The sequence below is a fragment of the Paenibacillus sp. V4I9 genome (genome assembly GCF_030817295.1).
In the GTDB taxonomy this organism is placed as follows: domain Bacteria; phylum Bacillota; class Bacilli; order Paenibacillales; family NBRC-103111; genus Paenibacillus_E.
In genome coordinates this window covers 3094764-3120815 of sequence record NZ_JAUSZE010000001.1, presented here as the reverse complement: position 1 = coordinate 3120815, position 26052 = coordinate 3094764, and the positions used below count along the sequence as shown (strand labels likewise).

Genomic DNA, 26052 nt, shown 5'->3' with positions numbered 1-26052 from the left:
GACGTCTTCTCCTATTACACTACGATATAGTCCACAATGCGATCAAGTAGTTTGCGCTCGCATTGAGTATGGATGCCGCATGTCGGAGCGGTTGAGCCGTAGACAGACTCGGTTACTACCGTATCCGATACAGCAACGTAAGCATTTGCCTCGTTATAATTGCTGCCGACCTCCCAGTGGCCCCACATGATATATTTCTTTGTTTTCTCATTGTACATTACTTTAGGCCGCTCGATCTTAGCGTTTGTGAGGTTGGCCGGATCGGACGCAATCGTGAGCGCCTGATTGCGGAACTCCCATTGGATCAAATCCTTAGATGCATATACGGATACCGCCTTAAACAAAGCCGAATTGTGGCTCTTGTCTTCACCGAACCAATAGTACGTGTCGCCCGATTTGATGACGCCGCCGCCATGGGCTTGCATCACATTGCCGTCCGTGTCTAACCAAGGGATGCCGTTGGCAATATTCCCCTACTCCGTCGGGTCAGGGATTGGATCATCTGAATCCGTTGGCGTGACCGTGGTCGTCTCGCTTGCAGCTTCAGACAGATTCGATTCATCAAAGGACATTTCCTCTGCTGCCTTATAGGACACTTTGTCGACGTGCCGGCCACATTTTTGCTGAGTTCGACTCTGGCTTCACTTGTCTTGTTTACTCTGAACATATAGTAATTGCTTGCATCTGTGTATCGGACTACAATACCGAGATAAGCGCCTCCATCCGTCAGCTTCACCCTAAACAGTCGGTGCACTTGCGGATGCAGATGGTAAAGCGATGACTGGATACACCATCGAAAGGATCAGAATAGCCGTCAAGATCTTCGTTCGAAGGTTATAAAACTTCATCATACTATGTACCCCCTTAACTATTCACTCATTTAGAATAAAAAAAGCTCGTAAGATCATCATCTTACGAGCTGTTTGAACACTGCGCTAGCTCCAGTAACGCCTTGACACGCAGTGCTCTTTGGCTAACTTATAGCTGCTTAAATCCACAATTTCAATTGATTTGATCGATTCAGGGGAATGGATCATCTGATTGTCTCCAGCGTAAATCCCCACATGGTGAATAGCTCCCTTGCCTTCTTCATAAGCGAAAAAGAGCAAATCCCCCGGTTCCAGTTGTTCCTTTGCAATGAGCGTTCCCTGCTTAGCTTGGTCAGAGGCGTCTCTTGGAATCGAAATCCCAAAATATCTGTGCATGCTATATGCAAAACCGGAGCAATCGTAGCCAAATGAGGACATTCCGCCCCATAAATAAGGCAGATCAAGAAATCTTCTCCCCTGCTCCACGATTCCACGTCCGATGTGGCCTTCACTAGGCTCGGGGATCAGAGAGCCATCGATCAGGCGAACCTCGTTCACTTTTAAACAACCATCACCCTCTGGCGTCTTCACCTTTACCCATTCTTCGGTTTCATCAAGGACAGGAAGAGAGGTCAGATAGCTCAACTCGATCGAGCGTTCGGACGGATTCCGATACAGCCACGCTTGAGCTGTTATCACTTCCGCTCTCTTCGAGCCCGCATAGGCTTCCGGCTCTCTAACTAGCTGGCATCTTGGCACCCAGCCGGGGTAGCCTAAAGCTTCCTTGCGTGTTCCCTGCTGCGGAATGAGCACTTTGATCCAATCTTCCAGTTCTTCCATGACAAGAACGTAGGTACCATAAAGAATTTGAGTCTGAATCCGGTTCCCTTCCCACAAGTCCAGCTTATCGTCCAAAGTCATGCTGCTCAGCCATACTCTGATTTCGGCTGGATGCTTCAATGCAGGCTCATCCATTAGCCGAGGAGATTCCGGCTTCGTCCAAACCGTTGCGACGGAAACACCGACTGTCATCCGTTTCTGCATACTCATGACCACCCCACAACACTTTCGCTGGGGACCACATCCCGAATGCCAAGGCCTGCTTCTTTTGGGAAGGTCATCATTCTGCCGTCATATTTCACACCGCCAACCACAATATCGTTAAGCATCATTAAAGGAGCATCGAAATCAAAACGGGTAATGTTCTTCTTGCTAGCTGCCAGATGAGCTGCTGCTGTTACAGCCACACGAGATTCGATCATGCTTCCCACCATGCACTCGACACCGAATTCTTCTGCGATATGGTTAATAATTTGCGCTTTGTAAATACCGCCGGATTTCATCAGTTTGATATTAATCAGATCGGCTGCGCGGTGTTTCAGCACTTCGAAGGCTTGTGCCGGAGAAAATACACTCTCATCTGCCATAATGGGGGTTTCCACACTATCTGTAACCATTTTCAGCCCTTCAATGTCGTTAGCTTTCACTGGCTGTTCTACCAATTCAATATCAAGCCCCAAATCCTCCATGCGGCGGATAGTCCGGATGGCGTCCTTTACCTGCCACCCCTGATTCGCATCTATGCGTATTTTCACACTGCTGCCGACACAACTGCGGATTTCCTTAATTCTTTCGATATCCTCTTGGATAACATCTTTGCCAACCTTTATCTTCAGTACATTGAAGCCTTCCTGCACATAACGGATAGCGTCTTCTCCCATTTCCTTAGGTGAATTGACGCTTACCGTGTAATCTGTCTCTATCTGATCCTTATATCCACCTAGGAACTGGTACAATGGCAAACCGCAATACTGCGCGACCAGATCGTATATAGCCATATCTACTGCCGCTTTGGCACTGCTGCTGCCTATCATCGAATGATGAATCTCCTGCAGAATGCGCTCGTACGCCAGTACGTTTTTGCCAATAAGTAAGGGGGTGAACGTATTTACAATAGACGAATGGATACTATCCAAGCTGTCGCCGGTGATTACGATCGTTGCCGGTGCCTCTCCCCATCCGATCCTGCCATCGTTAGCTTGAATCCGAACGATGATAGACTCCGTTTTATACACCGTACGCAGTGCTGTTTTAAATGGCTTAATGAGCGGAGTCGATTGCCGCATTACTTCAACACTTTGAATGTTCATGTTTGCCTCCTGAAAGTTTTGTGCAGCTATGCAAGCGAAGCGGGCTTATGCCACAAAACGACTTCGGAAGCATAAGCTTATGCCTCTACACCGAGTTCCATACATGCCAGCAGCTTATCGTACGTACTCATTCTTGCTCCTATGCCCATCGGAACCGCAATATTGGGAGAGCAGTGGCCGATCTTAAATCCAGCGAGTGTCGGCTTCCCTGCAGAAACGATGTGATCGTTAAATATTTGCTCTAAAGTAAGCGACACTTTCCGTTTGTTCGGCACGCAATTGTTAAAATCGCAGATCAGAATGCCGGCTGCTTCAGCGAATTTACCTGCTAGTCTTAACTGGTTTAACATCCGATCCAACCTATAGGGCTCTTCGTCAATATCTTCAATAAAAAGGAGTTTCCCCCTCGTGTCCAGCTCATAAGGAGTTGCAAGCGTACTAACAATCAAGGAAATGTTCCCTCCCACGAGGGCCCCGCACGCTTCTCCTTCAACTAAGGTTTGCAGAGGGGAAATCTCCTCCGTATAGCGAAGAACGGAAGGGCGAAGAAGCGTCTCATAATTTTGAATCGTGAGCGGGTGCACATCCTCTTTTCCCAGATCGATCAACATCGGACCATGAAAAGTAACCAAACCCGCTAAACGACCTATCGCCGCATGTAGAAAGGTAATATCGCTATAACCCCAGAAAATCTTCGGATTAGCGCGAATGAGTTCATAGTCCAGCAAATCTGCCATTCTCCCGGTACCGTAACCGCCACGCGCACAAATGATCGCTTTGATCGTCGGATCGGCGAACATTTCGTTCAATTCCGCTGCCCGCTGCTCATCCGTTCCTGCCAGATAGCCATGCTGCATAGAGAGGGTATTTCCCAGCCGCACATGGAGCCCCAGCTCCTCCAGATAGGACGAAGCCGCTTTCACTTGATCCTTGTCAGACCAACTAGCCGGCGCCGTTATGGCTACCGTATCGCCAGGGCTTAACCGCCTAGGCTTTATAAGCTCAACCATCAAGGCACTCCTTACCCGCATGAAAAAAAGGGAGAAGCACCTCTTACAGGTGCATCCCTTGATCATCCGATTTTATTTTAAATCCGCCCACTTAAAGTCGAGGAAGCCGAAAGCGTGTCTAACGACGCCTTCCAATTTGTCGCTTTGCAGGTAAGTGGAATTATAGAAGTAAAGCGGCAGAACCGGAGCTTCGTCCATTAAAATCTTCTCCGCATCATGCATCATTTTGTATCGTTTAGCCTCATCCGATTCTACATATGCGTCTTTGATCAATTTATCATAAGAAGCGTTAACCCACCCTGTTCGGCTGAACGGATTCGTCGATTGGAAGCCGTCCAGGAAGTTGATCGGATCGGCAAAGTCCGGGAGGAACGAAGAACGTGACAATTGCAACTGCAGAGCCTTTTGTTCGGTAGTCAGAACTTTTCCTTCTTTGTTTGCCAGTTTCACATCGATACCTAAGTTATCTTTGAGCATAGCTTGAAGCGTTTGAGCAATTCGTTGACTCACATCGTTCGTATTATAAGTCAAAGTAACTTCTGGCAGCTTCGTGTATCCGGCTTCCTGCATCCCTTTGTCCAATAGCTTTTTCGCTTCGGCCGCATCAAACTTGATTAGGCTGCCGCCAACCTTGCGGAAGTCTCCACCCGCAGGATCCTTGAGTCCAGGAGATACATAACCGTCTGCCGGTTTCTGCTTTTGCTTTAATACCAAATCTACAAGCTTCTGTCTGTCTACAGCCCCAACAAAAGCTTTACGAATGTTGACGTTATTGAAAGGTGCCATTTTCACATTAAAGCGGTAGAACGCAGTTCCTGCAGCATCTTCAACCTTCACTTTGTTTTCTGCAAACAATTTATCGCTCATGTCAGCCGGAATGGATCCGGTTGTATGAAGCTCGCCAGTAGTGAAGAGCTGGTAAGCGGTGTTGGTATCATTGATCATTTTGAAAGTAACACCCGTCAGTTTTACGTTTGCGGCATCCCAGTACTGGTCGTTTTTCACCATTTTCAGCTCACTATCGTGCTTCCATTCGGTAATTTTGAACGGCCCGTTACTTACAATCGTAGCCGCTTCGCCGGCCCATTTGGCGTTGCTTTCTACTGTTGCCTTATGTACCGGGAAGAACGCCGGACTGGATATCATGCCAATCAACCAAGAAGCAGGCTGTGTCAAAGTAACTTCAAGTGTCTTGTCGTCCAGAGCCTTAATTTTCACATCGCCCGCAGTACCCTTACCGGAGTTGAAAGCTTCTGCACCTTCAATAGGATATGCGAGGAAAGCTGCGTCAGAAGCAGTTTTCGGATCCAACAGACGCTTCCATGCATACTCAAAGTCGGCAGCTTTTACCGGATCTCCATTGGACCACTTAATGCTGTCACGAAGCGTGAACGTGTACTTTTTCCCATCAGGAGTGACTTTCCACTCTTTCGCCATAGCTGGCTCAGGAGACTGGTTCTTGCCAAGACGCGTCAATCCCTCAAACGCATTATTGACAACGTCGTAAGAAACTTGGTCAAATCCTTTCGGAGGATCGAGGGATGTTGGTTCTTTTAAATTGTTGTAAAGGAGGATTTTGGACTTCGTTTCTTTGGCTGCTTCCGTCTGCTTGGCTCCAGACTCTTGCGTTCCGGACCCTGGATCTTTGCTGCATCCGGCTAGTAACGTACTGAATACCAATACGGAGCTGATTAGCATTGCTGAAACTTTTTTCATGAGCACTTCTCCCCTTCGTTCATGGTCTTATTTATCCTAGAGCCGACATAATGTTACTCTTCATCGGCGGCTGGAATACAAATTGAGAGCGCGGATCCTGAAGCCAACAGGCAACCGAATGGCTGCTCGATACAGCAGTCTGCTCCGGCTGATAGGCACCGCATACTTCCATGGCATAACTGCAGCGCGCTGCAAAACCACAGCCTTGTGGCGGAGCAAACAAATCCGGCGGTGTTCCAGCAATTGGAGTGAGCGGAAGTGACTTATCCGTGTCTAGACGCGGCATGGAAGCCAGCAGCCCTTTGGTGTAGGGATGCTGCGGATTGTGGAACAGCTCATCCACTGTCCCTGCTTCAACGACCTTACCGGCATACATCACATTGACCCGATCGGCCATATTCGCAACAACACCAAGGTCATGCGTGATGATGATAATGGAAACACCGGTTTTCTTCTGGAGCATTTTGAACAGCTCAATGATTTGGGCCTGAATGGTGACATCCAGTGCCGTAGTCGGCTCGTCCGCAATAAGAACGGAAGGTTTGCATACCGCTGCGATAGCGATCATAATCCGTTGTCTCATGCCACCGCTGAACTCATGCAAATATTGCTTCAAACGCATCTCGGGGTTGGAAATACCTACCAGACCGAGCATTTCAGTTGCTTGCTTACGGGCTTCTGCACGCGATATTTTCTGATGGCGGATGATTCCTTCCATAATCTGCTCACCTATGGAGATGGTGGGGTTTAAGGCTGTCATCGCATCTTGGAAAATCATTGAAATTTCAGAGCCTCTCAGCTCTCGCAGCTGCTTCTCACTGAGTAATGTCAGTTCCCTGCCCTTATAGCGGATACTGCCTTGGCTGATCTTCGAGCTATGCTCGGGAAGAAGGCGCGTCATGCTGCGGGCAGTTACACTTTTACCACAGCCGGACTCGCCTACGATAGCCAAAGTCTCTCCCTTACTTAGCGTAAAACTGACTCCGCGGACCGCCTTCACTTCTCCACCATGTGTGGTGAACGAGACATGAAGATTGTCCACTTCCAATAGAACGTCGGACATGTTCGTTGCATTCACGTTGGCTACCTCCTCCTCTTCGGATTAAAAGCGTCCTGCAATCCATCGCCCACCAGATTAAAAGCAAGCATGGTCATCGATATGAAAAACGCCGGATAGAACAGCCGCCACCACTGACCTGACAAAATGGTCGACAGACCGTCGTTGGCCATGACGCCCCAGCTTGCCAAGGGAGGCTGAATACCTAAGCCAAGAAAGCTTAAGAACGCTTCTGCGAAGATGGCTGATGGCACCGAGAACGTCACTTGCACGATAATGACTCCTAGCGCGTTGGGTAATAAATGTTTGCGGATAATATAACCCGCACCTCCGCCTAACGTCCTTGCCGCCAGCACGTACTCCGATGATTTCAAACTAAGCACTTGTCCGCGCACGATGCGTGCCATTCCGATCCAGCCTGTGGCACTTAAAGCCACGATGATAGTTAATAGGCCTGGACCCATGACTACCATCAACAGGATGACGACAAGCAAATAAGGGATCCCGTATAAAAGATCAACGAACCGCATCATAAGATTGTCGATCCTTCCGCCTAAGTAACCAGCGATGCCGCCATAAATAATGCCGATGACGAAATCGATCAAAGCAGCCATGAGGCCGATAAATAGCGAGATGCGTGCTCCGTAAAGGATACGGGCATAGACGTCGCGTCCAAGTTCATCCGTACCGAACCAGTGGGCTGCAGATGGATTTTGATTGGCATCGAGCAGCACCTGTTTCGAGTAGCTATGGTCGGTAAGGAACGGTCCAAGGATGGCCAGTAGCGACATCAATAGAACGATGATTAACCCCACCATGGCCAGTTTGTTTGCACGAAGCCTAATCCATGCTTCCTGCCAGAACGACAGCCGTATTCGGACAATCGCTTCAGCCGTACCGTTACTCTTGCTCATTGGGACAAATAAGGAATCTGGAACGTTCATCCTACCCCTCCTTCCTGTGCAGCTTGATGCGGGGGTCAATGATGCCGTAGGCGATATCCACCAGAAACATCATAAAGACTAAAAGAGCGCTATAGAAGACAGTCGTGCCCATAATAAGCGAGTAATCCCGATTATTAATGCCATCAACGAAATATTTGCCCATTCCCGGAATGGCGAATATCTTTTCGATAACGAAGCTCCCTGTGAGAACGTTGGCTACCAAAGCACCAAGCAGTGTGATGACCGGAAGTACCGCATTACGGAGCGCGTGCTTAATGACAATCGTTGCGGGCGACAGTCCTTTGGCCCTTGCCGTTTCAATGTAGTCTGCCGTCAACACTTCCAGCATGCTGGCCCTTGTCAATCTTGCAATGATCGCAAGAGGCCCAGTCGATAACGCAAGTGCAGGCAGGATGACATGTTTCCAGGTTCCCCATGTAGCTACGGGAAGGAGCTTCCATTCGACTGCTACATATTTGATCAGCAAGGTCGCCACAATGAAGTTGGGTACCGCAATGCCAATAACGGCGAAGATCATGGCGAGGTAGTCTATGATTCGGTTCTGCCTCAATGCTGCGACTGTGCCGAGTGCGATACCGGTTACGATAGAAATAAGGATGGACACGATACCGAGCTTAAACGATACTGGAAATCCCCGGCTGATCATGGAATTGACGGTATCGGGGAAGTGGCCGATGGAAGGTCCAAGGTCCAATGAAAGCAGCGATTTTAAATAAAGCAGGTACTGAGTCGTAATGGGTTGGTCCAAATGGTAAAATTCCATCATGTTCTGAACCGCCGTCGGATTCGAATTCTTGCCCTCCTTTTCGAATGGCGACCCCGGAACAGCATGCATCAGTGCAAAAGTAACCGTAATAATTAGCCACAGTGTGACAATCATGGAGATAAATCTGCGAAGAATATATTGTGTCACGCTATCACCCACTCCCGCTTTTTAACAAAATGCCGTTCTCATCGCCAATTCCGTCATAACCAACATGGCTTGGTAGGCCTCTAGAATATTTTTAGCCTGAAAAGTAACAATAGGGCTATTATCATCAATGGTCGTACCCGGCATCAAGTGTGCCCATTCTGCTTGACCATAGTTGGCAAATTCAATCTTCAACACCGGATTATCCGGCGTTACGAGCGGCTTGACCTTACTGCGATTAGCTAATGCTTCCCTCGTTTTCTCCCGGAGCAGCTGTCCGCTTTTTTCCGGGGTTAGGCACAAAGCCGAAGTCCGGGAAATCCGCCTTTTCACAATCGCTGTCGTGATTCCCGGAATAAGCTCCTCCGCTTCAATCGCAGTCTCATCGTCCCCAGCTACCAATAGAACAGGTACGCCGTAATGACCGGCAACATAAGCATTAAAACCCAGCTCGCCAATTACTCTATCATTTATGTACATATTACGAACGCCGAAGATCATCGTATGGCTTAGTACCCCTTTGGTGGCCGCTCTAGTGTGATAGCCTAGAAAAGCCGCTCCTGCGAAAGAGGCGTCTAATCCTTGTACCATGGAAAACGGCTTCACATCACCTGAGATCAACTGTGTTTCGGGATGGAGCTTCTCGATCAACAGATTGTTCATTTTGGAGTGACTATCATTGACGATGACTTCCTTGCAGCCTGAATCAAAAGCAGTTCCTATAACATAATTGGCTTCATCCGTCATGATGTGCTGCCCGCGAGTATAGTTGTACTGTCTAGAATCGATAAACGTGTTATCGACAAGTCCAGTGATGCCTTCCATATCAATGGAAATATACAGTTTCATAGGTTATCCTCCCATAGTGTAGAGTTGCAAAAACCCAGCAAACAGCCAAGGGAACATTCATCCCAAGAGACTATTTGCTGGGTTTTATTTACGGGTATGTTTCCATACGGATAAATAAAGCAGCTTACACTGTACCGGAAGATTGGAAACCCAGTTCTTCTCGGCCGTTAAGTGCTAATTTATATTTTTTGTGTGCGTCTTTATACGCTACGCTCAGAGCCTTCTGAGATGATCCATGATATCTGCGCCGGATTTCCTCCGTCACCACATCAAGGAGCAGCATATTGTGACCGATAAAGATCGAGCGTACAAAATCCGATGTAAGCGGAATTGTGGATGAACATCCTGCATCGATAATTTTATGGCTAGTGGTATCCACGACAAGTCCGATAAAAAATGCGTTGTACTGCTGAGTAATAGGATTGTTCACGGAAGCTTGAGCGTCGCCGATAACATAAATTGTGTCTTTGTCGTAAAGCAAACGACCACTCTCCTAATTAGCATTCTGTTCGGTTTCCGAGCGGGATGTGGGAAGGGGGGTGCTTCCTACGACCGCCAGAAGCTAGAACACTAATGGTGTAATATATTCTAACATCGAATTAACATGTTGTAAATAATGAATCACTTACTCAAGGAAAGTGGCATGCAATAACCGTGTAAGCTCTTCTTCTGCTTCAAAATAAACGCCATGATCTTTTCTTTGGATAAGACCGTTCATCAGTAAAATAAAGCCCCATTTTTCCTGTTTATGAAAATACATATCGCTAAGCAGTCCATAAGCATCACCGGAATGTCCAATAAGTCTGTGTCCCGGGATCAGATCGTCTGTAATCTGAAACTGGAGCCCGCAATTACGGAAGAAGCCATCTCGTCTATGTCCCGACCAATGAGGGAAGTGCATAAGGTCCACTGTCTCTGGCTTCAGAATTTGAACGCCGTTCAATTCACCCGCATTTATATGCGCTTCCAAAAACCGCGTTAATTCATCTACATTTGTGCGCAGTCCGCCTTGAGGGCTGAAAAGTGCTCCGTTGGTGCCCGGTATATATCCGCTGTAATCGATTGCGTCCGGTTTTCTTCCACGAAAATCGTCCGTTCCTACAATAAATCGATCATTGACCTCGGAATATTCATACAGCACAGCAACGGAATCCATATCCTTGAGATCGCCAATATGAAAACTCGTCTCGTTCATTTGAAGCGGTTCGAACAGATGCCACTTGCAATATTCGTCAAAACGTTCATTCGAAAGCCGTTCCACGACAGTTGCTAGAATGACGGCACCCAGATTTGAGTATTCAAAGCAATCCGAATCCCCGGCCTTCCCTTCTCCCCAGAGGTTGTCCGTGTAATAAGTCCCGCCTGGCAATAAGATATCCGCAAGACGTTTTTGGGGCGGGTTCTCATTTCGCGAATCAACGACAAAGCGAACATATTCATCTTGCAGCCCCGAAGTATGGGTCATGATATGTTTGAGCGTTATCGGTTTATCTGGATACTTTGGATTACGCACCAGAAACCCGAGTAGTTCTCCTACATCCTGATCGATACCGCATAAGCCCTTCTCCACAAGCTGCATAATCGCTGTCGCGACCACTGTCTTCGAAATTGAAGCAATCCGGAAAATGGTTTGAGTCGAAACGGGTATGCGTCTTTCCACATTCGCCCATCCATACCCTCCACACCAAATCAAACGCCCTTCGTAAATCATCGAGGCTGCTAAACCAACGATCCGATGCTTGTCCATAATCTGTTGGATCCGTTCATCCAAAGATTTCAAGGCGATCCTCCTTTGTCCTTTTTTGGCAAAAGAATTTATCGATATATTTACATTATAATAAAGTCTATTCCTGCTGTGTAGCATTTTTTTTGTTAGAAAAACGTGGGCTTAGGACAATACGCAAAAACAGTCAAACCTCGACTGCTGCCGATGGTTTGACTGTTATCTTAGGATTATAGGTTTAACTGCTTCGTCACTGAATGGTTAAGAGGTCTTGATAATTCGGTGGAAAGTCCTTTTTATTGGGTCCCTTCAAATGTTCAAATTTCACGAGTTTAACATCTACTCCGGATTTCACTTCAAATGTAAAGAGATCGTCGCCAACAGCAATATGAGGTCCCACAGTAGGAGTTGCTTCAAGTGTAATCTGAAATTCAAACCCTCGAAACCCGTTTAATCGATCTACCTGTTTAACATCAATAAAATAAGGATACAAATCTGGTGCACCTTTTAAATCCGTGGAATACACCTCAGAGAGCTTGTCCTTCATATATGGTAATAAAAACAGCACAAGCATATCTTGTATTTTCAATTCCTTGGAATCTTTTTCAGGCTTTGTATGTGCTGAAGCAGCACAAGAAATTTGCCATGTAACTAATGATGCAATGATTAGAACATAAACAATGACCCATTTGTTTCTCATTGAAAAGCCCCCCTTTGTTAAACTACATTGATAAGTTTTCCAAAAGGAGTGATGTTCATCACTTTAATCTGCGCGCTACCACCAAAAATAAAACAGGTCGCCGCGGCGCCTGCTTCATAAACTTTATCTATTAATGATCGTTCCTTGTTAGTTTCAAATTAGAATTAAACCCATCCGAACGGCCTAATGACTCGGACTTCAACATGCTTTAAGCCCTGTTCGACTGCCCAATCCAATGCTTCCTCGAAATTAGCTGAAGACGTATTTTTCGAAGTATAGTTACATTTTTTAAGCATTATACTCCTTGTCTAAATAGAAAAAAGTCAACCGATTCACTTAGACCGGCTGACTTTTTCAGATAGTATTGAGTTCTGTTTCTCAAAGTGTCATAGCATGTCCATGCCGTGCCAAAAACGCTTCCTTTTCTTTATAATCCGGCATAATGCTTCCTACACGTCTCCAAAATGATCGATCATGATTCATATGAAGGAGATGACATAGCTCATGAATGATGACATAATCAATAACTTCAACTGGAGCCATGGCTAACCGATAATTAAAGGTTATTTTTTTGTCCGAGCTGCAGCTTCCCCACTTGGTTTTGGACTCATCTACCTCAATCGTTTTGGGTTTTACTTTTAGTTGTGTTTGATAAATTTTGATTCGTTCCCCTACAATCTTCTTGCAGCTTGAGAAATAGAACTTCTTAAGATTCATTTTCAATTCTTCTTCATTTAGCTCATCCGTCTCGATTAACTCATGGAGAAAAACATATTTTCCAAGATGAAGGAACTTTCCTTTATCTTGATACTCTCTTGTCTTCGGGGTTTCTCGAGCTTCCGCAATGAGTTGTAATTTTTCCGAGATCCCTTTCCCATGATGTTTCACAGCACTCATCACCATCTCCTTACTTGTATCATTAGGAGCTTTAACAGTTATGAAACCCATAGAATCAATATGAATTGAGATCTTTTTTCTAATTCCATATTGAACATTAAATTCTATCGTATTATTTTCAAATTCAATTTTCATAAACATCGTTCCTAAAAGGTTATTTATAAATCGTATAAAAGTATCAAAACATTTTTCCATTTATTTTGCAATGTGGGAAACCTTTATGTTAGTTAAAATTAATAGAAAACGCTTGATCCCTGAGTATGTAAGGACCAAGCGTTTCTCATCTGGTGATTGTCTAGTTTTTCATTTGCCCACAGTCGTCGGATTGGTTCTGAACCTACTTGCGCAGTGTTTGAAGCGCTCCACTCCATGCGATCACTTGATCCAGCATAAGTTTAATATTGTGAAGATGTAATTCAGCTGGCTTAAATGTGCTATAATTCTCAAAATCGGTAAATATCGATAAAGTTGGATGTGCTTTCACATCAGCAATTAGTAACTCTCCTAAGATTCCTCTCAGATGCTCAGCCGCTCGTGCCCCGCCAGTTGACCCATAACTAATGATACCTGCAGCTTTGTTATTCCATTCCTCACGTGCTAAATCGAGTGCGTTTTTTAAAGCACCAGTAATACTGTGATTGTATTCTGGCGTAATAAACACAAAACCATCAAGACTATTCAATTTTTCAGTCCAATTTTTGATTTGTTCTTCGCTGCCCGGATCACCAAAAAAGGGCAATTTGTAGTCTGCAATATCCACTAACTCGTAGCTTGCATCTCCGCGTTTATCTGCAATTTCTTTGACCCAATTTCCCACTTGTGGACTCACCCGTCCAGGTCTAGTACTTCCTAAAATAATTCCAATCTTCAGCATATAAAGAGCCTCCTTATGAATTCCTATTTTGAGCTTATGATTCAATTCTGCAAGTATTCTCATGTGTTATTTGACTGCATCCGGAAATTAGTTGGCTTGTAATTGGCGCCACATTGTCATCATATCGATCCAACCTCGATGTTCGGCAATCTTACCATCTACGACTCGATATTGACGGTACAGTGTAACATCAATTGAATTGCCTGTAGGTAAGTTTCCAAAAAACAATCCCTTATGCGTACCTCTCACAACCATTCTTACGATTACCTTCTCCCCTTGAGCTACGATCTCTTCCACTGTGTAGAGTTTATCAGGAAATGCCTCTAATATTCTTCCAGCAAATTGTTTCAGACCTTCTTTTGATTGATAAGAGAGCTCTTGATAATCGGTTGACAAAAATTGTTCTGTACACTCCAAATCACTTTGATTCCAAAAAGCCTCGATAAACGCTGTTACCGTTTCAATATTTTTCTGTTCAATTGTTATCACAATAAAACATCTCCTTTGTTGATATATGTTTGCCTTTTACTACCTCATTCTCGTTCAGAACCTGAAGTTAATTGGCTTTAATTTGGGGCAAAAGTGTCGCTGTATCGAACCAACCACGATGTTCGATAATCTCGCCATCTACTACACGAAATTCACGAAACTGAGTGACCATTAACTGAATTGCCCGTAGGTGAATTTCCTGCAAACGCACCTTTATGCGTACCTGTCATAAAGATTCTCGCTATTACCTTCTCCCCTTGGGCAATGACCTCTTCCACTGAGTAGTGTTTATCAGGAAATGCCTCCCCTATTTGATTAGAAAAGAATTGATCTGTACAATCCAAATCATTTTGATTCGAAAAAGCCTCAATAAACGATGTTACCGTTTCAATATTCTTCTGTTCAATCGTTTTCATAATAAAACATCTCCTTTTTTGTACATACATGAAATGCTTTGAGACAACAATGTTTTCGAGCGATTATGTTACAATAACTAGTCGAGTTAGACGGATCTGTTTATCGCCGGCTGACAAACAAACTTGTTTATGCTAATATGTGACTATACTGTCACCTTTATAATACGTTACCATTTGGTAACATGTCAAGAACAAAAAAAGCATGCTCGTAAGCATACTTTTAGAAGGAGGCGTTCCAAGTAGATAACGATATATTTAAGGCACTTGCTGATCCTAGCCGTCGCACACTCTTAGATCTGCTTCACGCAACAGATGGGCGAACGTTGAACGATCTTTGTACCCCTTTGCAAATGTCAAGATTCGGTGTAATGAAGCATCTTAATATTCTGGAGGAAGCCAACCTCATTACCACCAGAAAAGTTGGCAGGGAAAAGCTGCATTATCTAAATTCAGTGCCCATACGGCAAATATACGACCGATGGGTGAGCAAATACGCCGAACCATGGGCTATCGAATTAACATCACTTAAAAACGAATTGGAGCGTGAAACGAATATGGAGAATAAACCCCGACATGTAAACCGAATTGCCATTAAAGCGACACCCGAACAAGTGTGGCAAGCCTTTACAGATCCGGCCAAGACATCAAAGTTTTGGTACAATTGCGCCATCCGATCCAACTGGGAATTTGGCTCCTCTTTCGAACTATGGAACCGAGAGGAGAAAAAACTAGCAAATGGAATCATTCTCGAAATGTCTCCTCCACATAAGCTGGTTATGAGTTGGCAGTTCCCCGCGTTTCCAGACACGGCCTCTGAAAGCCCGTCACGTATTACGTGGGAAATCGATTCTCATACCGAGTTAGACGGTATTACCCTTGTAACAGTCGTGCATGATGAATTTGAACAAGCAATAAACACCGCAAAGATTCTTGAAATGGGTCTACCTATTGTACTTTCGGGTATGAAGACATTACTTGAAACCGGCTCAACACTTACTAACGATTAATAAAAGCAAATAGAAAACTACGCTTCTTCATAAGCGTCCAAATCCCTACTCGAATAAATGGCTTGATCTTGGAAACTCTAATTCAATGAAAGGAGGTTCAAACATGGTTGAGTACACAAATATTCAAGACAACTCCGAAGAAATAATGAATTGTATTGTTAACTGCGACACCAACACCGAGCAAGATCAGAAAAAAGTAGATAAAAACCTTTTGAACAGCATCCCAAACGAAGAAGAATATATCGATGAACCTTAATTCACTAACCGCCAAAGATGGCGGTTTTATTTTATCGCGCCTCTCTTTTCTCCCATCCATACGAAAGTAGCTGCCGCGCCAGCAGGAAGCACGTATGAGAACGACTTGCTTCCCCGCTGCACCTTGAACGATCTGCTCTCAGCAGCTGAATTAAAAGCGACGAGCACCTCGGAACCGTTCTGATTTCGGAAGGCGACATCCTCGATATTTCCGCTGCCGAGCGCGTTCGAATCGATCCTATAAGCTCCCGCCCGCACAAACTTACCCGCATGCCCGAAAGCATAATACTCCGGATTATAGGAAATCGCCCCGATCTTCTGATCGATCTTCACGAAGCCGCGACATTTGGGACAACCCCCGTTCTTGGGCCCGTACGTTTCATCAAGGGCCAAATTCCACTTCAGACTGTCCGCGAAATCAGGGGCCCATAATCGATCGAAAATTTCCTAAGCTCAGGATCAGTCTGCCCTTCTGGCACATCGTCATATGTGTAGCTCTTTAGAGAAAAATCCGCGGCTTCCATCGGGAGCCACAAATAGCTAATGCCGATGCCTTGCTTATAATCGAACAATTTATTCATCAGATCGCTTCTTTGCTCAGGATTTAGCTTGTTCGCAATCAACCAGGCGGATGAATCCGTCATAGCCGCACCGAAGCCGTCGATCTATTGATACTTTTTCTCCCCATCGATGACAATGGTAGAATCATTCGGTATGTTATCCTTTACCCAAGCCAAATCCGCCTCTTGATGAATTGACCATAAAAAAGCATCCGGCCTCCAAGGATGGCCGGATGCTTTTGCATATAATACGTAAATGCTCTTTATTTTGCGGACCAAATTTCGATCAAAGCTTTGGCATCAGCCGTGAGGATGGACTTCACTGTTTCGGAGACGTTATCTGTCATCGACATATTATTCAGATGCTTCAGGAAATCCTGCATATGTTTAAGCGCTTTGTCTTTGTCGCCTTTGCCCAATTGATACAGCGCCTGGTCAAGGCTGTTGCGCAATTGGTTAATCAGTGGCCCTTTCAATTCACCTGCTTTGGCATAGCGGTCAATCAAGTTGGACAGTCCTTCGGGGGTGGCTGCAATGGTAAAGCTAACAGTTTCATCCGTCTTATTGCCGGCCAGATCGGTGATAACGATCTTCAGCGTATGGAGGCCAAGATTGCCGGTCAAATCTACGGAAGCGCCGTTTTCCAAACGCTTTCCGTCCAGGGCGAGTTCCTGGCTCTCTAAGCCGGACAATGCATCGTTCGCATTCAAGAGCAGCGCAATCGAACGGTCGTCGGAGAAAACAGCACTTTCCGCAAGCGGTTCCCCGTTTGCCGTCAGAACAAAGACCGGCTTCGTTTTGTCGATCTGGACGCTTAGCTCCTTTGTTTGCTCGATGTTACCCGCAGCGTCAACCGAGCGGAACTGCAGCCGATACACGCCTTCGTTCTTGAAAGCGATTGACCCAGCATAGGTTTGCCATTCCGTGTTATCCCCCACCTCGTATTCCGTTTTCACTACAGCGGAGAGATCGTCAAGCGCCGTCAGTGCGACTGACCCATCCTTGTTCAGCCAGCCATTCCGCAGCGACGGCTCGATCCGCACTTCCGTTTTAGGAGGTGTAACATCTTGCGGATCTACCACCAAGGTCGGTGCCGATATCATTAACTTACGGGAATTCGGGTCTGTTCCTTTTGATCTAACGGCGACTTTGGACACATCGGTTATGCTGCTTGGTAAAGTATAGCTTGTTGCGGTTACCGGTAAGTCAGCAAGTACAATTGCTCCATTATAAATTGCGTAACCTTCGCTTAAATCATTAGTATCCCATTTCAGATTTTTAGCTAACTCATTTGCTTCAATTGTAAGATTCTGTGGAGGAGTTGGTGCATTGAACACTTGAACCTGTGTAAGACGTGGAGGTCCTGTTAGATCCGTGCCGGAATTACCGCCTGATGCGTTCTCTACCATTACCTTGATATATCTGGAATGATAGGTCTTACCAAGGTTAATTGGATAGGAACCATCTTCAGAATCAGTGCCTCCATTATTGTTGCCAGTTGCATACGTATAACCTTGAGCAGTCTGTCTATCCACTTGTTTAAACGTCATTGCGTCAAATTCAACAGCCGATGTATGGTTTCCAAAATCATCAGATACATAAACAGTTGCGCCTTTTAACCTGTTGGATTTTGCAAATAGTCTTAATTGGCTAAAATCCATGGCCTGGCCAAGGTCAATGACGAAACTGCCTTTTCTCTCTCCGTCAGTACCCAGCCATGAATAATTTCCGATTTGATTCAGACTGGTGACGTTGGTAACATTCCATTTTGTTGGGTCTTCCAGTACACCATTGGTCAGTTTGTTTGCATTACCGTATTCGTTAGCCATAGCAGATTGCATCTGGATCGGGTTGGCACCTGCTGCCCTGCTTAGGTTATACGCTTTTTTATTAAGGGCAATGTTTACTGATGATAAACCTGATGCCACCTTTCTTATAGTTATGTCAGCAAGTTGAAGCGAAGCGTCATAGGCAGAGTTGGTTCCGTTAGCAGAGCTGCGGTAAATGCCCCATTTGGGACGCAAATATTGATCAAATGCAGCTGGATACTCCGTCTCGAAGCCGCCGACTCTTTCCGGTCTTCTCCATATATCTTTCGTACCGTCACTTGCGCCTTTGTTTGTGAACACTTGATAAACATCCGGGCTGTCATAAGTGTATACCTTACCGGTTACCCTATCCGTTATCTTAATTGTGAACCAGCCGCTATCCGAAATAAGCGCGTTAAGTTCAACCTTAATCCAGTGGCCGTCGATTTCTTTTAACGGAATTCTCATCAAGGTCTTATCGCCGTCATATCGGTTATGATTCACGACCAGATCCCTGCTGTTCGTTCCCGAAATCGACATAGCCATGATATAAGCACCGTTTTCACCACCGTTGTTTCCACCCGGTAAAGTATCAGGCGCTTGGCGATTCACAGCCTTCAACTGGAAAATATGTCGGAAGTTTGACTGATTCCACTGATTGCCGTCCGGAATATTCCAGAGCCATTCATAGGAAACCAAGTCGCCTTCATAGGCTACAAAATCGCCGTTTGAATCTTCGCTGGGGCGAATTTCAATCCGCTGCCTGTCCGTGATAGCTGCACCGTCAACCACATAGCCTAAATTCCGATCAAAAATACCTTTGTGGCCATACTCACCGTCGCGAACCTTATCAAGGAATTCATTATTCAAGCCTCTGCCGTTCGCAATGACCTTGAATACATTTTTTTGCAAGGTACTGTCCCAAATGCTTTTAATATGGTCGTCGGCCGCAGTCGTCTTAGGCTGATCACCGTAAAATTCGTGGTAAGCGTCTCTTATTCTTTTGGTCACGCCTTCTACCGGCTCGTCCGTCCCCATTGCGCCGCCTAAAATGTTATAAGGAGATACGCCTTCAATTGCGTTCATCTTGATCGTCTTGTCATTCGCACCATAACCGCGGGCAATTACGTCCAATTCAAATATGGATGGGTTTCCGCTGTTAAAATGAAAGTTGAATTCATTCGTACCAAGTGGCAGTTTGGCAAGGTATGGAAGAGAGAATGTAACTGTGCTGCCAGTTAACGAGTAATCGATATTCGGCCGAAGCGTAGTATCGCCTCTGGTAATGCACGTAAGCGTCTGTCCACTCGTAAGGCTTATAATTGTAGATTTAGGTGCAACCTGATCCCATGTGCTGTAGGTATCCTTAGCCGGTACCAATGCGGTTGTGTTAGATACCGAATCTTTGCCGTAGATAGCCAAGCCGGATATCCCCATCGTTGAACTGGTATCATTCGCGCGCTTATCGCTGGGTCCAACAAGTAGCGTGTTGATCATCACATACCGTGCTGTAAACGGATACAAGAATGTCTTGGTATCATAGCCCCATTGTTGTCCGTTGTAAGTGACATAAGACCATAAACCTTCCGTTTCCGTCCCGCCGGCTAGCGTCCAGCCGTTTGCCTTCCAATTATAATTGTTTGCTGTGTCGGAGGCGGTGGGAGCACTTGCCCAAGAATTGGAGTCATTTGTGTAATAAACCTCAAATCTTGTCGCATTGCTTTGAATATTTGCAATTGTGTTGGGTATTTCAAGGTAAAGTTTATCAATCGTTTTTGGAACGCCTAAGTCAAGGGTCAATGCCAGTGAGGATGGCGAATAGTTACTCTTATAGACATTTGAGCTTGAATTACGCCAGTAGCCGCTGCCTCCCGATCGCAAAGCGTCTACTCCTGGATGATCAGCAGCTTCTGAACTTACCTTTAGATTCATACCTGCTTGTGGTGTAAAACGAGAGGGATCCAACAGATTGACTGAACCCGTTTCTGCAGGAAAATAAACAGCTTCCATTACCGAAGAGTTGAGTGTATTGGTATCTGGCGTACTTGCATGAATCGTTGATGCTGGATGAGCGGACAGATTAATAAACGAAAAAGCAAGTGCAAATGAAAGAACTAAGTTTACTATCTTTTTTTGAACCTGTTGCTTAAACATTTGAAAGCCTCCTTATTTTCGTAATATTAAACGTTTACGGTTTCCGCGCCTATTTGTTCGGAGGTGTCCGATTAAGCGCGTTTTCCGCGCTTAATCGGCATGAAGGCGAGGGACGGTCATCTGGGAAGTAAATGTGAACATGTCACTCGATCCCGAATTAAAAAAAACGATTCAGCTAATGACAGATAAAATCAGACTAAACTTCTTAACAAAACGAACCCCTTCTTTCCTCATTTTTGCGAGACTGGTAAACGCTTTCAATTACCATCATAATGAATCGATGAAATTTCTGTATTAGTTAATTTATGATACACATGGAATTTTTTACGATTTTACCATGCCGCTGATCTCGTAAACAGCAAGCAAAGCAAAAACGCTCAACCTCCCCGATAGTAAATTATCGGCTTAAATTGAACGTTCAACGCATCCTTATCTTATTCTCAATATTGTAATTTCACATTGAGAGGTATCAGAAAACCCACTCGGCAGCTTGTTCCATGGTTCGTCTTGTTGTTTCACGCGGTTCATGCACACGATAGCCAAATGCGATCATTACGCTTATGCCTCATTTCTTCACCCTATGTTCTTTGGTATTTGGATATATAGGTTTATGTATAACCACTGTACATGTCATACGACGACTTTAGTTCATCCTTTTTCACTCCAAGATCTTAGGAAACTTTGGTTATAACGGTTGTTTCGTTTGAAATGTAATGAAGTTGTCTGTTAAGATTTTCCTTGGGTATAAAACGGAAGGGGGTTATTGGAACTAAATTTCAGAATGCAATAAAAAATAAAGTCAACATAACGGAGGAAATAACAATGCTAAAAATCGGAATCATAATTGGCAGCACGCGTCCAGGACGCAGAGGTGAAGCAGTCGCTCGATGGGTTCACGAGATCGCACAAAAACGCAGTGATGCTGAATACGAAATCGTGGATATTGCTGATTTCAATTTACCGCTATATGATGAACCAAAGCCGCCTATGTTGGCTCAATATACAAAGCCGCATACGGTGGCTTGGTCGAAAGCAATCCATTCGTATGATGGCTATGTTTTCATAACACCCGAGTATAATCATGCGGTCTCCGGCGCCCTCAAAAACGCCATTGACTTTCTTTTCAATGAATGGAAAGATAAGGCGGCAGGTATCGTTAGTTATGGCGGTGGCACTGGCGGGGCTCGTGCGGCAGAAAACCTGAGACTCATCTTAGGTGAGCTGCATGTGGCTGACGTACGTGCTCAGGTCACCCTTTCGCTCTTTACGGATTTTGAAAACTACAGCGTTGTGAAGCCCGCACCTCATCAGGAAGCAGCCGCCAACACACTGTTCGATCAAGTCGTCGCCTGGAGCGGCGCATTAAAAACGTTGCGCTAACACTCCAACCAATCGAATAAGAAAAATAAGCTGGATAGGGTTCGCCTAATCCAGCTTTTTTGATTGTTAAATCACTATTTTGAGTTGCGATTACGCTTATACTCTTCGATCTCAGCCCAAATTAAATAAGATAATCCTACTATCAGTGAAATTTTACTTAGTGTTGAAGGGTATTCACCAACCGAATAAAGCATATTTTGAATTAATTGTGGATTCCACCAAAAATACAACTCCTCTTCAATAAACCTCATCCATATATTACCATAGTCTGCCTTATATTACTTCTAAGTAACTATATGACTTCAAAGTGCGTACTTTTCATTCAACACTCTAAAGTGCACAATGATCATGAAACCACCGCGGAGTAGGAGAGGATATTTTATGAAAACAAAAGAAGCCACGCCACGCAAAACCGCTCTTGTTGTCGGAGCTAACGGCGTTATTGGAAGAAATCTTATCGCATATCTGGAGCAGCTTCACGACTGGGATATCATTGGTGTGTCACGGCGGGGTGGGGAGTCGAACAACCGAGTCCGCTATATAGCCGTCGACTTACTTAATGAAAATGATATCCGTGACAAACTTGGAAGTCTAACAGAAGTCACACATATCTTCTATGCTGCTTATCAAGACCGTCCTACCTGGGCCGAATTGGTCCCCCCAAACTTAGCCATGCTCGTCAACATCGTCAATGCGATCGAGCCAATCTCTCCATACCTCCAGCATTTCAGTCTCATGCAGGGCTACAAAGTATATGGTGCGCACCTCGGCCCCTTCAAGACACCAGCTCGTGAAACAGATGCCTATCACATGCCGCCTGAGTTTAATGTCGACCAACAACAATTCCTTGAAAATCGACAGAAAGGCAGCAACTGGACCTGGTCGGCGCTTCGGCCTTCCGTCGTATGCGGATATGCATTGGGCAATCCAATGAACCTAGCAATGGTTATCGCAATCTATGCTTCCATGTCAAAGGAACTTGGGTTGCCGCTCCGTTTTCCCGGTAAGCCGGGAGCCTACAACAGCCTTCTGGAAATGACCGACGCGGGATTGTTGGCCAAAGCCACCGTCTGGGCAGCGACAGATGAACGTTGCGCGAATCAGGCGTTCAACATCACGAACGGAGATCTCTTCCGGTGGAACGAGCTTTGGCCAAAGATTGCCGCATATTTCGGACTAGAGACAGCACCTCCGCTGCAGATGTCACTGGATGTAGTCATGGCCGACAAGGAGTCGTTATGGAACACTATGGTGAAGAAGCATGGGTTGGTGGATAACAGCTATAGTGACGTTTCTTCCTGGCGGTTCGGTGACTTTGTTTTTTCTTGGGATTACGACTTTTTTGCTGACGGTACGAAAGCGCGTCGTTTCGGCTTTCACGAGTTCATTGATACAGAAGCAATGTTCCTGAGCATCTTCGAGGATTTGCGTCAACGCAAGGTTATTCCATGACCTAACACAAGAAACTGGCCTCTGAATTCCAGAGACCGGTTTCTGTCTTATTACTGATTATATTCCATTCAAGCGTAGTGAACTTTCCACGATCTTGACCTTATCACCGTACACACGCTCAACATGCCTATCTCCCCATCTGCACATGATATGAAGAAGTTCCTTCAAGCTCCAGCCATACTCGGTCAGCTCATACTCGACTTTTGGCGGCACCTGGTTATATGAAATCCGGGTAACAACCCCATCCTCCTCAAGTTCTCGCAGCTGCTGGGTTAGCACTTTTTGTGTAACCGTTGGCATCAAGCTCATCAGCTCACCGTTGCGTTTCGTACCGAACGTGAGATGGAACAAAATGACTGGCTTCCACTTGCCTCCGATCACCTCAAGCGTTACTTCTACTGCCGTATTATATGTTTTCCCCGGTTCCAGCATAGGATTTGCATCGCCTCCCTACCCTTTACGATACCGTCTCAAGCTCACAGGTGCAAGCACTAAGTATTTTAACATTCGTTCTAATGTATTCGTTGTCCATCTCTTCTCTTACTAAATTTGAGAAACCATAAATAAATGAGTTAATATAGATAATGAAGGAGGCGAAACATGATGGCCGATATGGCAACTAACATAGAAATAGGAATAAGTACTTTCTTGGAGACGACACCAGACCCAGTGACAGGAGAGGTCATCAGCCATGCCGAGCGATTACGCAATGCGGTTGAAGAAATCGTACTAGCCGATCAGGTCGGGCTTGATGTCTATGGCATTGGAGAGCACCATCGTGCCGATTACGCAGGCACCTCGCCTGCTGTTGTTCTGGCTGCAGCAGCTGCCATGACTAAGCGGATAAGGCTCACGAGCGCCGTAACCGTGCTGTCCTCAGACGACCCGGTTCGCGTGTATCAAGCTTTCTCTACCCTTGACGGCATATCAAACGGCCGGGCCGAAATTATGGCGGGCCGGGGTTCGTTCATTGAATCCTTTCCGCTTTTCGGATATAGTCTGGATCATTATGACGAATTGTTCGACGAAAAGCTGGAACTGCTGCTTGCGATCAGATCTTCCGAAAAGGTATCCTGGCGCGGCGGTCATCGTCCCGCCATCCATAACCTCGGTGTCTATCCCCGGTCCGTTCAGAACCCATTGCCTGTGTGGATCGCAAGCGGCGGGAATGCACAATCCGCTGTTCGGGCAGGAATGCTGGGTCTACCGATCGTATTCGCTATTATCGGCGGAATGCCCGAGAGTTTTGCTCCCTTAGTTGCACTCTACAAAGAGGCTGCCATGAAGGCTGGGCACGATCCTAACAAGCTGTCCATTGCGACGCACTCGCACGGATTTGTCGGAGAAACTACGGAACAAACTGCCGATTTATTCTTCCCTTCAACGCAGGCCCAAATGAACGTCATCGGACGTGAGCGGGGTTGGGGGCAGAATTACAACCGCGGTACTTTTGATGCCGCACGTAGTATTCGTGGCGCTCTTTATGTCGGCGATCCTGAATACGTTGCAGAAAAGATCATTCTACTGCGGAAAAATTTGGGGATAACGCGTTTCTTTCTGCATGTAAATGTCGGAACAATGCCGCACCGTGAGGTCATGCGGTCAATCGAACTGCTCGGCACTAGGGTTGCGCCAATTGTACGACAGGAGCTTGCCCGAAGCTAGGCAAAGAAATAAATGAGCTGTGCTAAGCCCCTCCATCGCCTATTCCGACAGAGAATATGAGCCTATGTTTGTAACGTTGGACATAAAATAAATACAGCTCCTACTTTGTATGATCATTGTCGATTTGTCCGAAGATGTTCTGGTGTTGACGGAAGGTTTCTTAAAATTTTCTAGACCTATGGAGGTTTTGGTTATGATCGTATCCGAAGAAATTTATCAGTCCTACGGCATGGATAAAGATTCCTTTATTGCGTTTATGAAAGAAAGAAGTCAGAACACCGCTATCCGTACGCTAGGCATTGAAATTGTAGAGCTAACTCCCGATCGCGTTGTGATGACGATGCCAGTTGGACCGGCCACACACCAACCAGCAGGGATTTTACATGGAGGGGCTTCTGTCCTATTGGCTGAGACCGCAGCTTCTATCGCTTCTGAAATTAATATCAATAAAGAAAAACATGCAGCTGTAGGACTTGAAATTAACGCCAATCACCTCAAAAGTAAGAAAGATGGTATCGTAACAGCTGTTGCAACTCCTTTGCACAAAGGCAGGAAAACAATGGTTTGGGAAATTAAAATTTCCGATGAGAATAACCAACTCATATGTATTTCTCGCTGTACGGTCGCGATCCTTGACAAAAAATGATTTGCTTAATAATAATGAAGAGGCTGTCTCTTTTGGGGACAGCCTCTTGTTTTGTCATAAAGCCTATCTCACAGTCATCTTCGGCGACTTTTTGCACAGCCACTTTTGCTGCAATGATGTATTTCATCGTTAGATTCAAGTTGAGGTAGCATTACGATTGCTGCATCGATGTTTTACATCGTTACGAGGGAGATTGGGAGTATGACGGCTCATCAAAGATTCGACGGCATTAAGAATTTTACCATTGCTCATTAAATGAAAATAACCAGGTATCCGGTCACGCCAACTACGCCCGTATTTCAAAAATTCTTCAGCGGTTAAATGTTCAAAAAGTTCCGCTAGTCGATATTTAAACGGGCGTTCAACCAATTTATCCTCAATTAGTCCGTCACGAAACAATTCATCGGCAATCATTGAAACCTTATACGTCATCGCTTCTTGCGCTGGCGCTAATTCATCATTTGATAGTAAACGATCAAGTACGATGTAACCTTCCTCATTATAAAATTCAATTTGTTGTTTAGTTAAATATCCGCTTTTATTTTCTACCGCCATCTCTA

26 protein-coding genes and 1 pseudogene are annotated in these 26052 nt (G+C 45.4%); 6 read left to right on the top strand and 21 right to left on the bottom strand.

Annotation, left to right across the window (positions count from 1 at the left end):
* Positions 1-14: 14 nt before the first annotated feature.
* The 16 genes and pseudogenes from QFZ81_RS14425 to QFZ81_RS14350 all read right to left on the bottom strand — a co-directional run bounded on the left by QFZ81_RS14425 (position 15) and on the right by QFZ81_RS14350 (position 14565).
* Positions 15-425, bottom strand: a complete 411-nt coding sequence (locus tag QFZ81_RS14425) for a glycoside hydrolase family protein (RefSeq protein ID WP_307603139.1) — start codon at positions 423-425, stop codon at positions 15-17.
* A gap of 510 nt (positions 426-935) precedes the next feature.
* Positions 936-1853, bottom strand: coding sequence for a C40 family peptidase (locus QFZ81_RS14420; RefSeq protein ID WP_307603137.1), 918 nt, complete (start codon positions 1851-1853; stop codon positions 936-938).
* 2 nt (positions 1854-1855) lie between these two features.
* Positions 1856-2959, bottom strand: a complete 1104-nt coding sequence (locus QFZ81_RS14415; protein ID WP_307443206.1) for a dipeptide epimerase — start codon at positions 2957-2959, stop codon at positions 1856-1858.
* Positions 2960-3036: 77 nt separating this feature from the next.
* Positions 3037-3969: a S66 peptidase family protein gene (locus QFZ81_RS14410; RefSeq protein WP_307603135.1), complete on the bottom strand. Its 933-nt coding sequence runs from the start codon at positions 3967-3969 to the stop codon at positions 3037-3039.
* A gap of 72 nt (positions 3970-4041) precedes the next feature.
* Positions 4042-5685, bottom strand: a complete 1644-nt coding sequence (locus QFZ81_RS14405; protein ID WP_307603133.1) for a peptide ABC transporter substrate-binding protein — start codon at positions 5683-5685, stop codon at positions 4042-4044.
* A gap of 31 nt (positions 5686-5716) precedes the next feature.
* On the bottom strand, positions 5717-6748 hold the full coding sequence (locus tag QFZ81_RS14400) for an ABC transporter ATP-binding protein (protein ID WP_307606901.1): 1032 nt from the start codon (positions 6746-6748) through the stop codon (positions 5717-5719).
* Between the two features lie 20 nt (positions 6749-6768).
* Positions 6769-7686, bottom strand: a complete 918-nt coding sequence (locus tag QFZ81_RS14395) for an ABC transporter permease (protein WP_307443211.1) — start codon at positions 7684-7686, stop codon at positions 6769-6771.
* 1 nt (position 7687) lies between these two features.
* Positions 7688-8620, bottom strand: a complete 933-nt coding sequence (locus QFZ81_RS14390) for an ABC transporter permease (protein WP_307443212.1) — start codon at positions 8618-8620, stop codon at positions 7688-7690.
* A gap of 21 nt (positions 8621-8641) precedes the next feature.
* The gene (locus tag QFZ81_RS14385; RefSeq protein WP_307443214.1) at positions 8642-9466 is read right to left on the bottom strand and encodes a M55 family metallopeptidase; all 825 of its coding nucleotides are present in this window, start codon (positions 9464-9466) and stop codon (positions 8642-8644) included.
* 124 nt (positions 9467-9590) lie between these two features.
* Positions 9591-9947, bottom strand: a complete 357-nt coding sequence (locus QFZ81_RS14380; protein WP_307443215.1) for a DUF3870 domain-containing protein — start codon at positions 9945-9947, stop codon at positions 9591-9593.
* Between the two features lie 144 nt (positions 9948-10091).
* The gene (locus QFZ81_RS14375) at positions 10092-11246 is read right to left on the bottom strand and encodes a serine hydrolase domain-containing protein (protein WP_307443217.1); all 1155 of its coding nucleotides are present in this window, start codon (positions 11244-11246) and stop codon (positions 10092-10094) included.
* Positions 11247-11439: 193 nt separating this feature from the next.
* A complete protein-coding gene (locus QFZ81_RS14370) occupies positions 11440-11889 on the bottom strand; it encodes a DUF3888 domain-containing protein (RefSeq protein WP_307443219.1) in 450 nt (149 codons plus the stop codon).
* A 378-nt stretch (positions 11890-12267) separates the two neighbouring features.
* Positions 12268-12921, bottom strand: coding sequence for a M48 family metallopeptidase (locus QFZ81_RS14365; protein ID WP_307443220.1), 654 nt, complete (start codon positions 12919-12921; stop codon positions 12268-12270).
* 202 nt (positions 12922-13123) lie between these two features.
* Entirely contained in the window at positions 13124-13660 is a 537-nt protein-coding gene (locus tag QFZ81_RS14360; protein ID WP_307443223.1) for an NADPH-dependent FMN reductase, read from the bottom strand.
* 87 nt (positions 13661-13747) lie between these two features.
* The gene (locus tag QFZ81_RS14355) at positions 13748-14149 is read right to left on the bottom strand and encodes an ester cyclase (protein WP_307443224.1); all 402 of its coding nucleotides are present in this window, start codon (positions 14147-14149) and stop codon (positions 13748-13750) included.
* A gap of 67 nt (positions 14150-14216) precedes the next feature.
* A pseudogene (locus QFZ81_RS14350) lies at positions 14217-14565 on the bottom strand (ester cyclase).
* A 251-nt stretch (positions 14566-14816) separates the two neighbouring features.
* Between QFZ81_RS14350 and QFZ81_RS14345 the strand changes: the two are divergent.
* Both QFZ81_RS14345 and QFZ81_RS14340 read left to right on the top strand, forming a co-directional pair.
* Positions 14817-15572: an ArsR/SmtB family transcription factor gene (locus QFZ81_RS14345; RefSeq protein WP_307606900.1), complete on the top strand. Its 756-nt coding sequence runs from the start codon at positions 14817-14819 to the stop codon at positions 15570-15572.
* 103 nt (positions 15573-15675) lie between these two features.
* A complete protein-coding gene (locus QFZ81_RS14340; protein ID WP_171688098.1) occupies positions 15676-15828 on the top strand; it encodes a hypothetical protein in 153 nt (50 codons plus the stop codon).
* Between the two features lie 26 nt (positions 15829-15854).
* Here QFZ81_RS14340 and QFZ81_RS14335 read toward each other — a convergent pair whose 3' ends face one another.
* The 3 genes from QFZ81_RS14335 to QFZ81_RS14325 form a co-directional block, all read right to left on the bottom strand.
* Positions 15855-16160 carry a glycoside hydrolase family 30 beta sandwich domain-containing protein gene (locus QFZ81_RS14335; RefSeq protein ID WP_307443227.1) on the bottom strand — a complete coding sequence of 102 codons (306 nt, stop codon included), beginning with the start codon at positions 16158-16160 and terminating at the stop codon, positions 15855-15857.
* A 68-nt stretch (positions 16161-16228) separates the two neighbouring features.
* On the bottom strand, positions 16229-16471 hold the full coding sequence (locus QFZ81_RS14330; RefSeq protein WP_307603131.1) for a hypothetical protein: 243 nt from the start codon (positions 16469-16471) through the stop codon (positions 16229-16231).
* Positions 16472-16650: 179 nt separating this feature from the next.
* Positions 16651-20349, bottom strand: a complete 3699-nt coding sequence (locus QFZ81_RS14325) for an FIMAH domain-containing protein (protein WP_307603129.1) — start codon at positions 20347-20349, stop codon at positions 16651-16653.
* Positions 20350-21171: 822 nt separating this feature from the next.
* Between QFZ81_RS14325 and QFZ81_RS14320 the strand changes: the two genes are divergently transcribed.
* Both QFZ81_RS14320 and QFZ81_RS14315 read left to right on the top strand, forming a co-directional pair.
* The gene (locus QFZ81_RS14320) at positions 21172-21729 is read left to right on the top strand and encodes an NADPH-dependent FMN reductase (RefSeq protein WP_047673269.1); all 558 of its coding nucleotides are present in this window, start codon (positions 21172-21174) and stop codon (positions 21727-21729) included.
* Positions 21730-22110: 381 nt separating this feature from the next.
* The gene (locus QFZ81_RS14315; protein WP_307606898.1) at positions 22111-23181 is read left to right on the top strand and encodes an SDR family oxidoreductase; all 1071 of its coding nucleotides are present in this window, start codon (positions 22111-22113) and stop codon (positions 23179-23181) included.
* Positions 23182-23238: 57 nt separating this feature from the next.
* Here QFZ81_RS14315 and QFZ81_RS14310 read toward each other — a convergent pair whose 3' ends face one another.
* The gene (locus QFZ81_RS14310; protein ID WP_307603128.1) at positions 23239-23613 is read right to left on the bottom strand and encodes a winged helix-turn-helix transcriptional regulator; all 375 of its coding nucleotides are present in this window, start codon (positions 23611-23613) and stop codon (positions 23239-23241) included.
* A gap of 171 nt (positions 23614-23784) precedes the next feature.
* Between QFZ81_RS14310 and QFZ81_RS14305 the strand changes: the two genes are divergently transcribed.
* Both QFZ81_RS14305 and QFZ81_RS14300 read left to right on the top strand, forming a co-directional pair.
* Positions 23785-24846, top strand: coding sequence for an LLM class flavin-dependent oxidoreductase (locus tag QFZ81_RS14305; RefSeq protein ID WP_307606896.1), 1062 nt, complete (start codon positions 23785-23787; stop codon positions 24844-24846).
* 256 nt (positions 24847-25102) lie between these two features.
* Positions 25103-25492, top strand: a complete 390-nt coding sequence (locus tag QFZ81_RS14300) for a PaaI family thioesterase (RefSeq protein ID WP_307449800.1) — start codon at positions 25103-25105, stop codon at positions 25490-25492.
* A 135-nt stretch (positions 25493-25627) separates the two neighbouring features.
* Here the strand turns inward: QFZ81_RS14300 and QFZ81_RS14295 are convergent, their stop codons facing one another.
* The gene (locus tag QFZ81_RS14295; RefSeq protein ID WP_307603126.1) at positions 25628-26047 is read right to left on the bottom strand and encodes a phytanoyl-CoA dioxygenase family protein; all 420 of its coding nucleotides are present in this window, start codon (positions 26045-26047) and stop codon (positions 25628-25630) included.
* Positions 26048-26052: the final 5 nt, after the last annotated feature.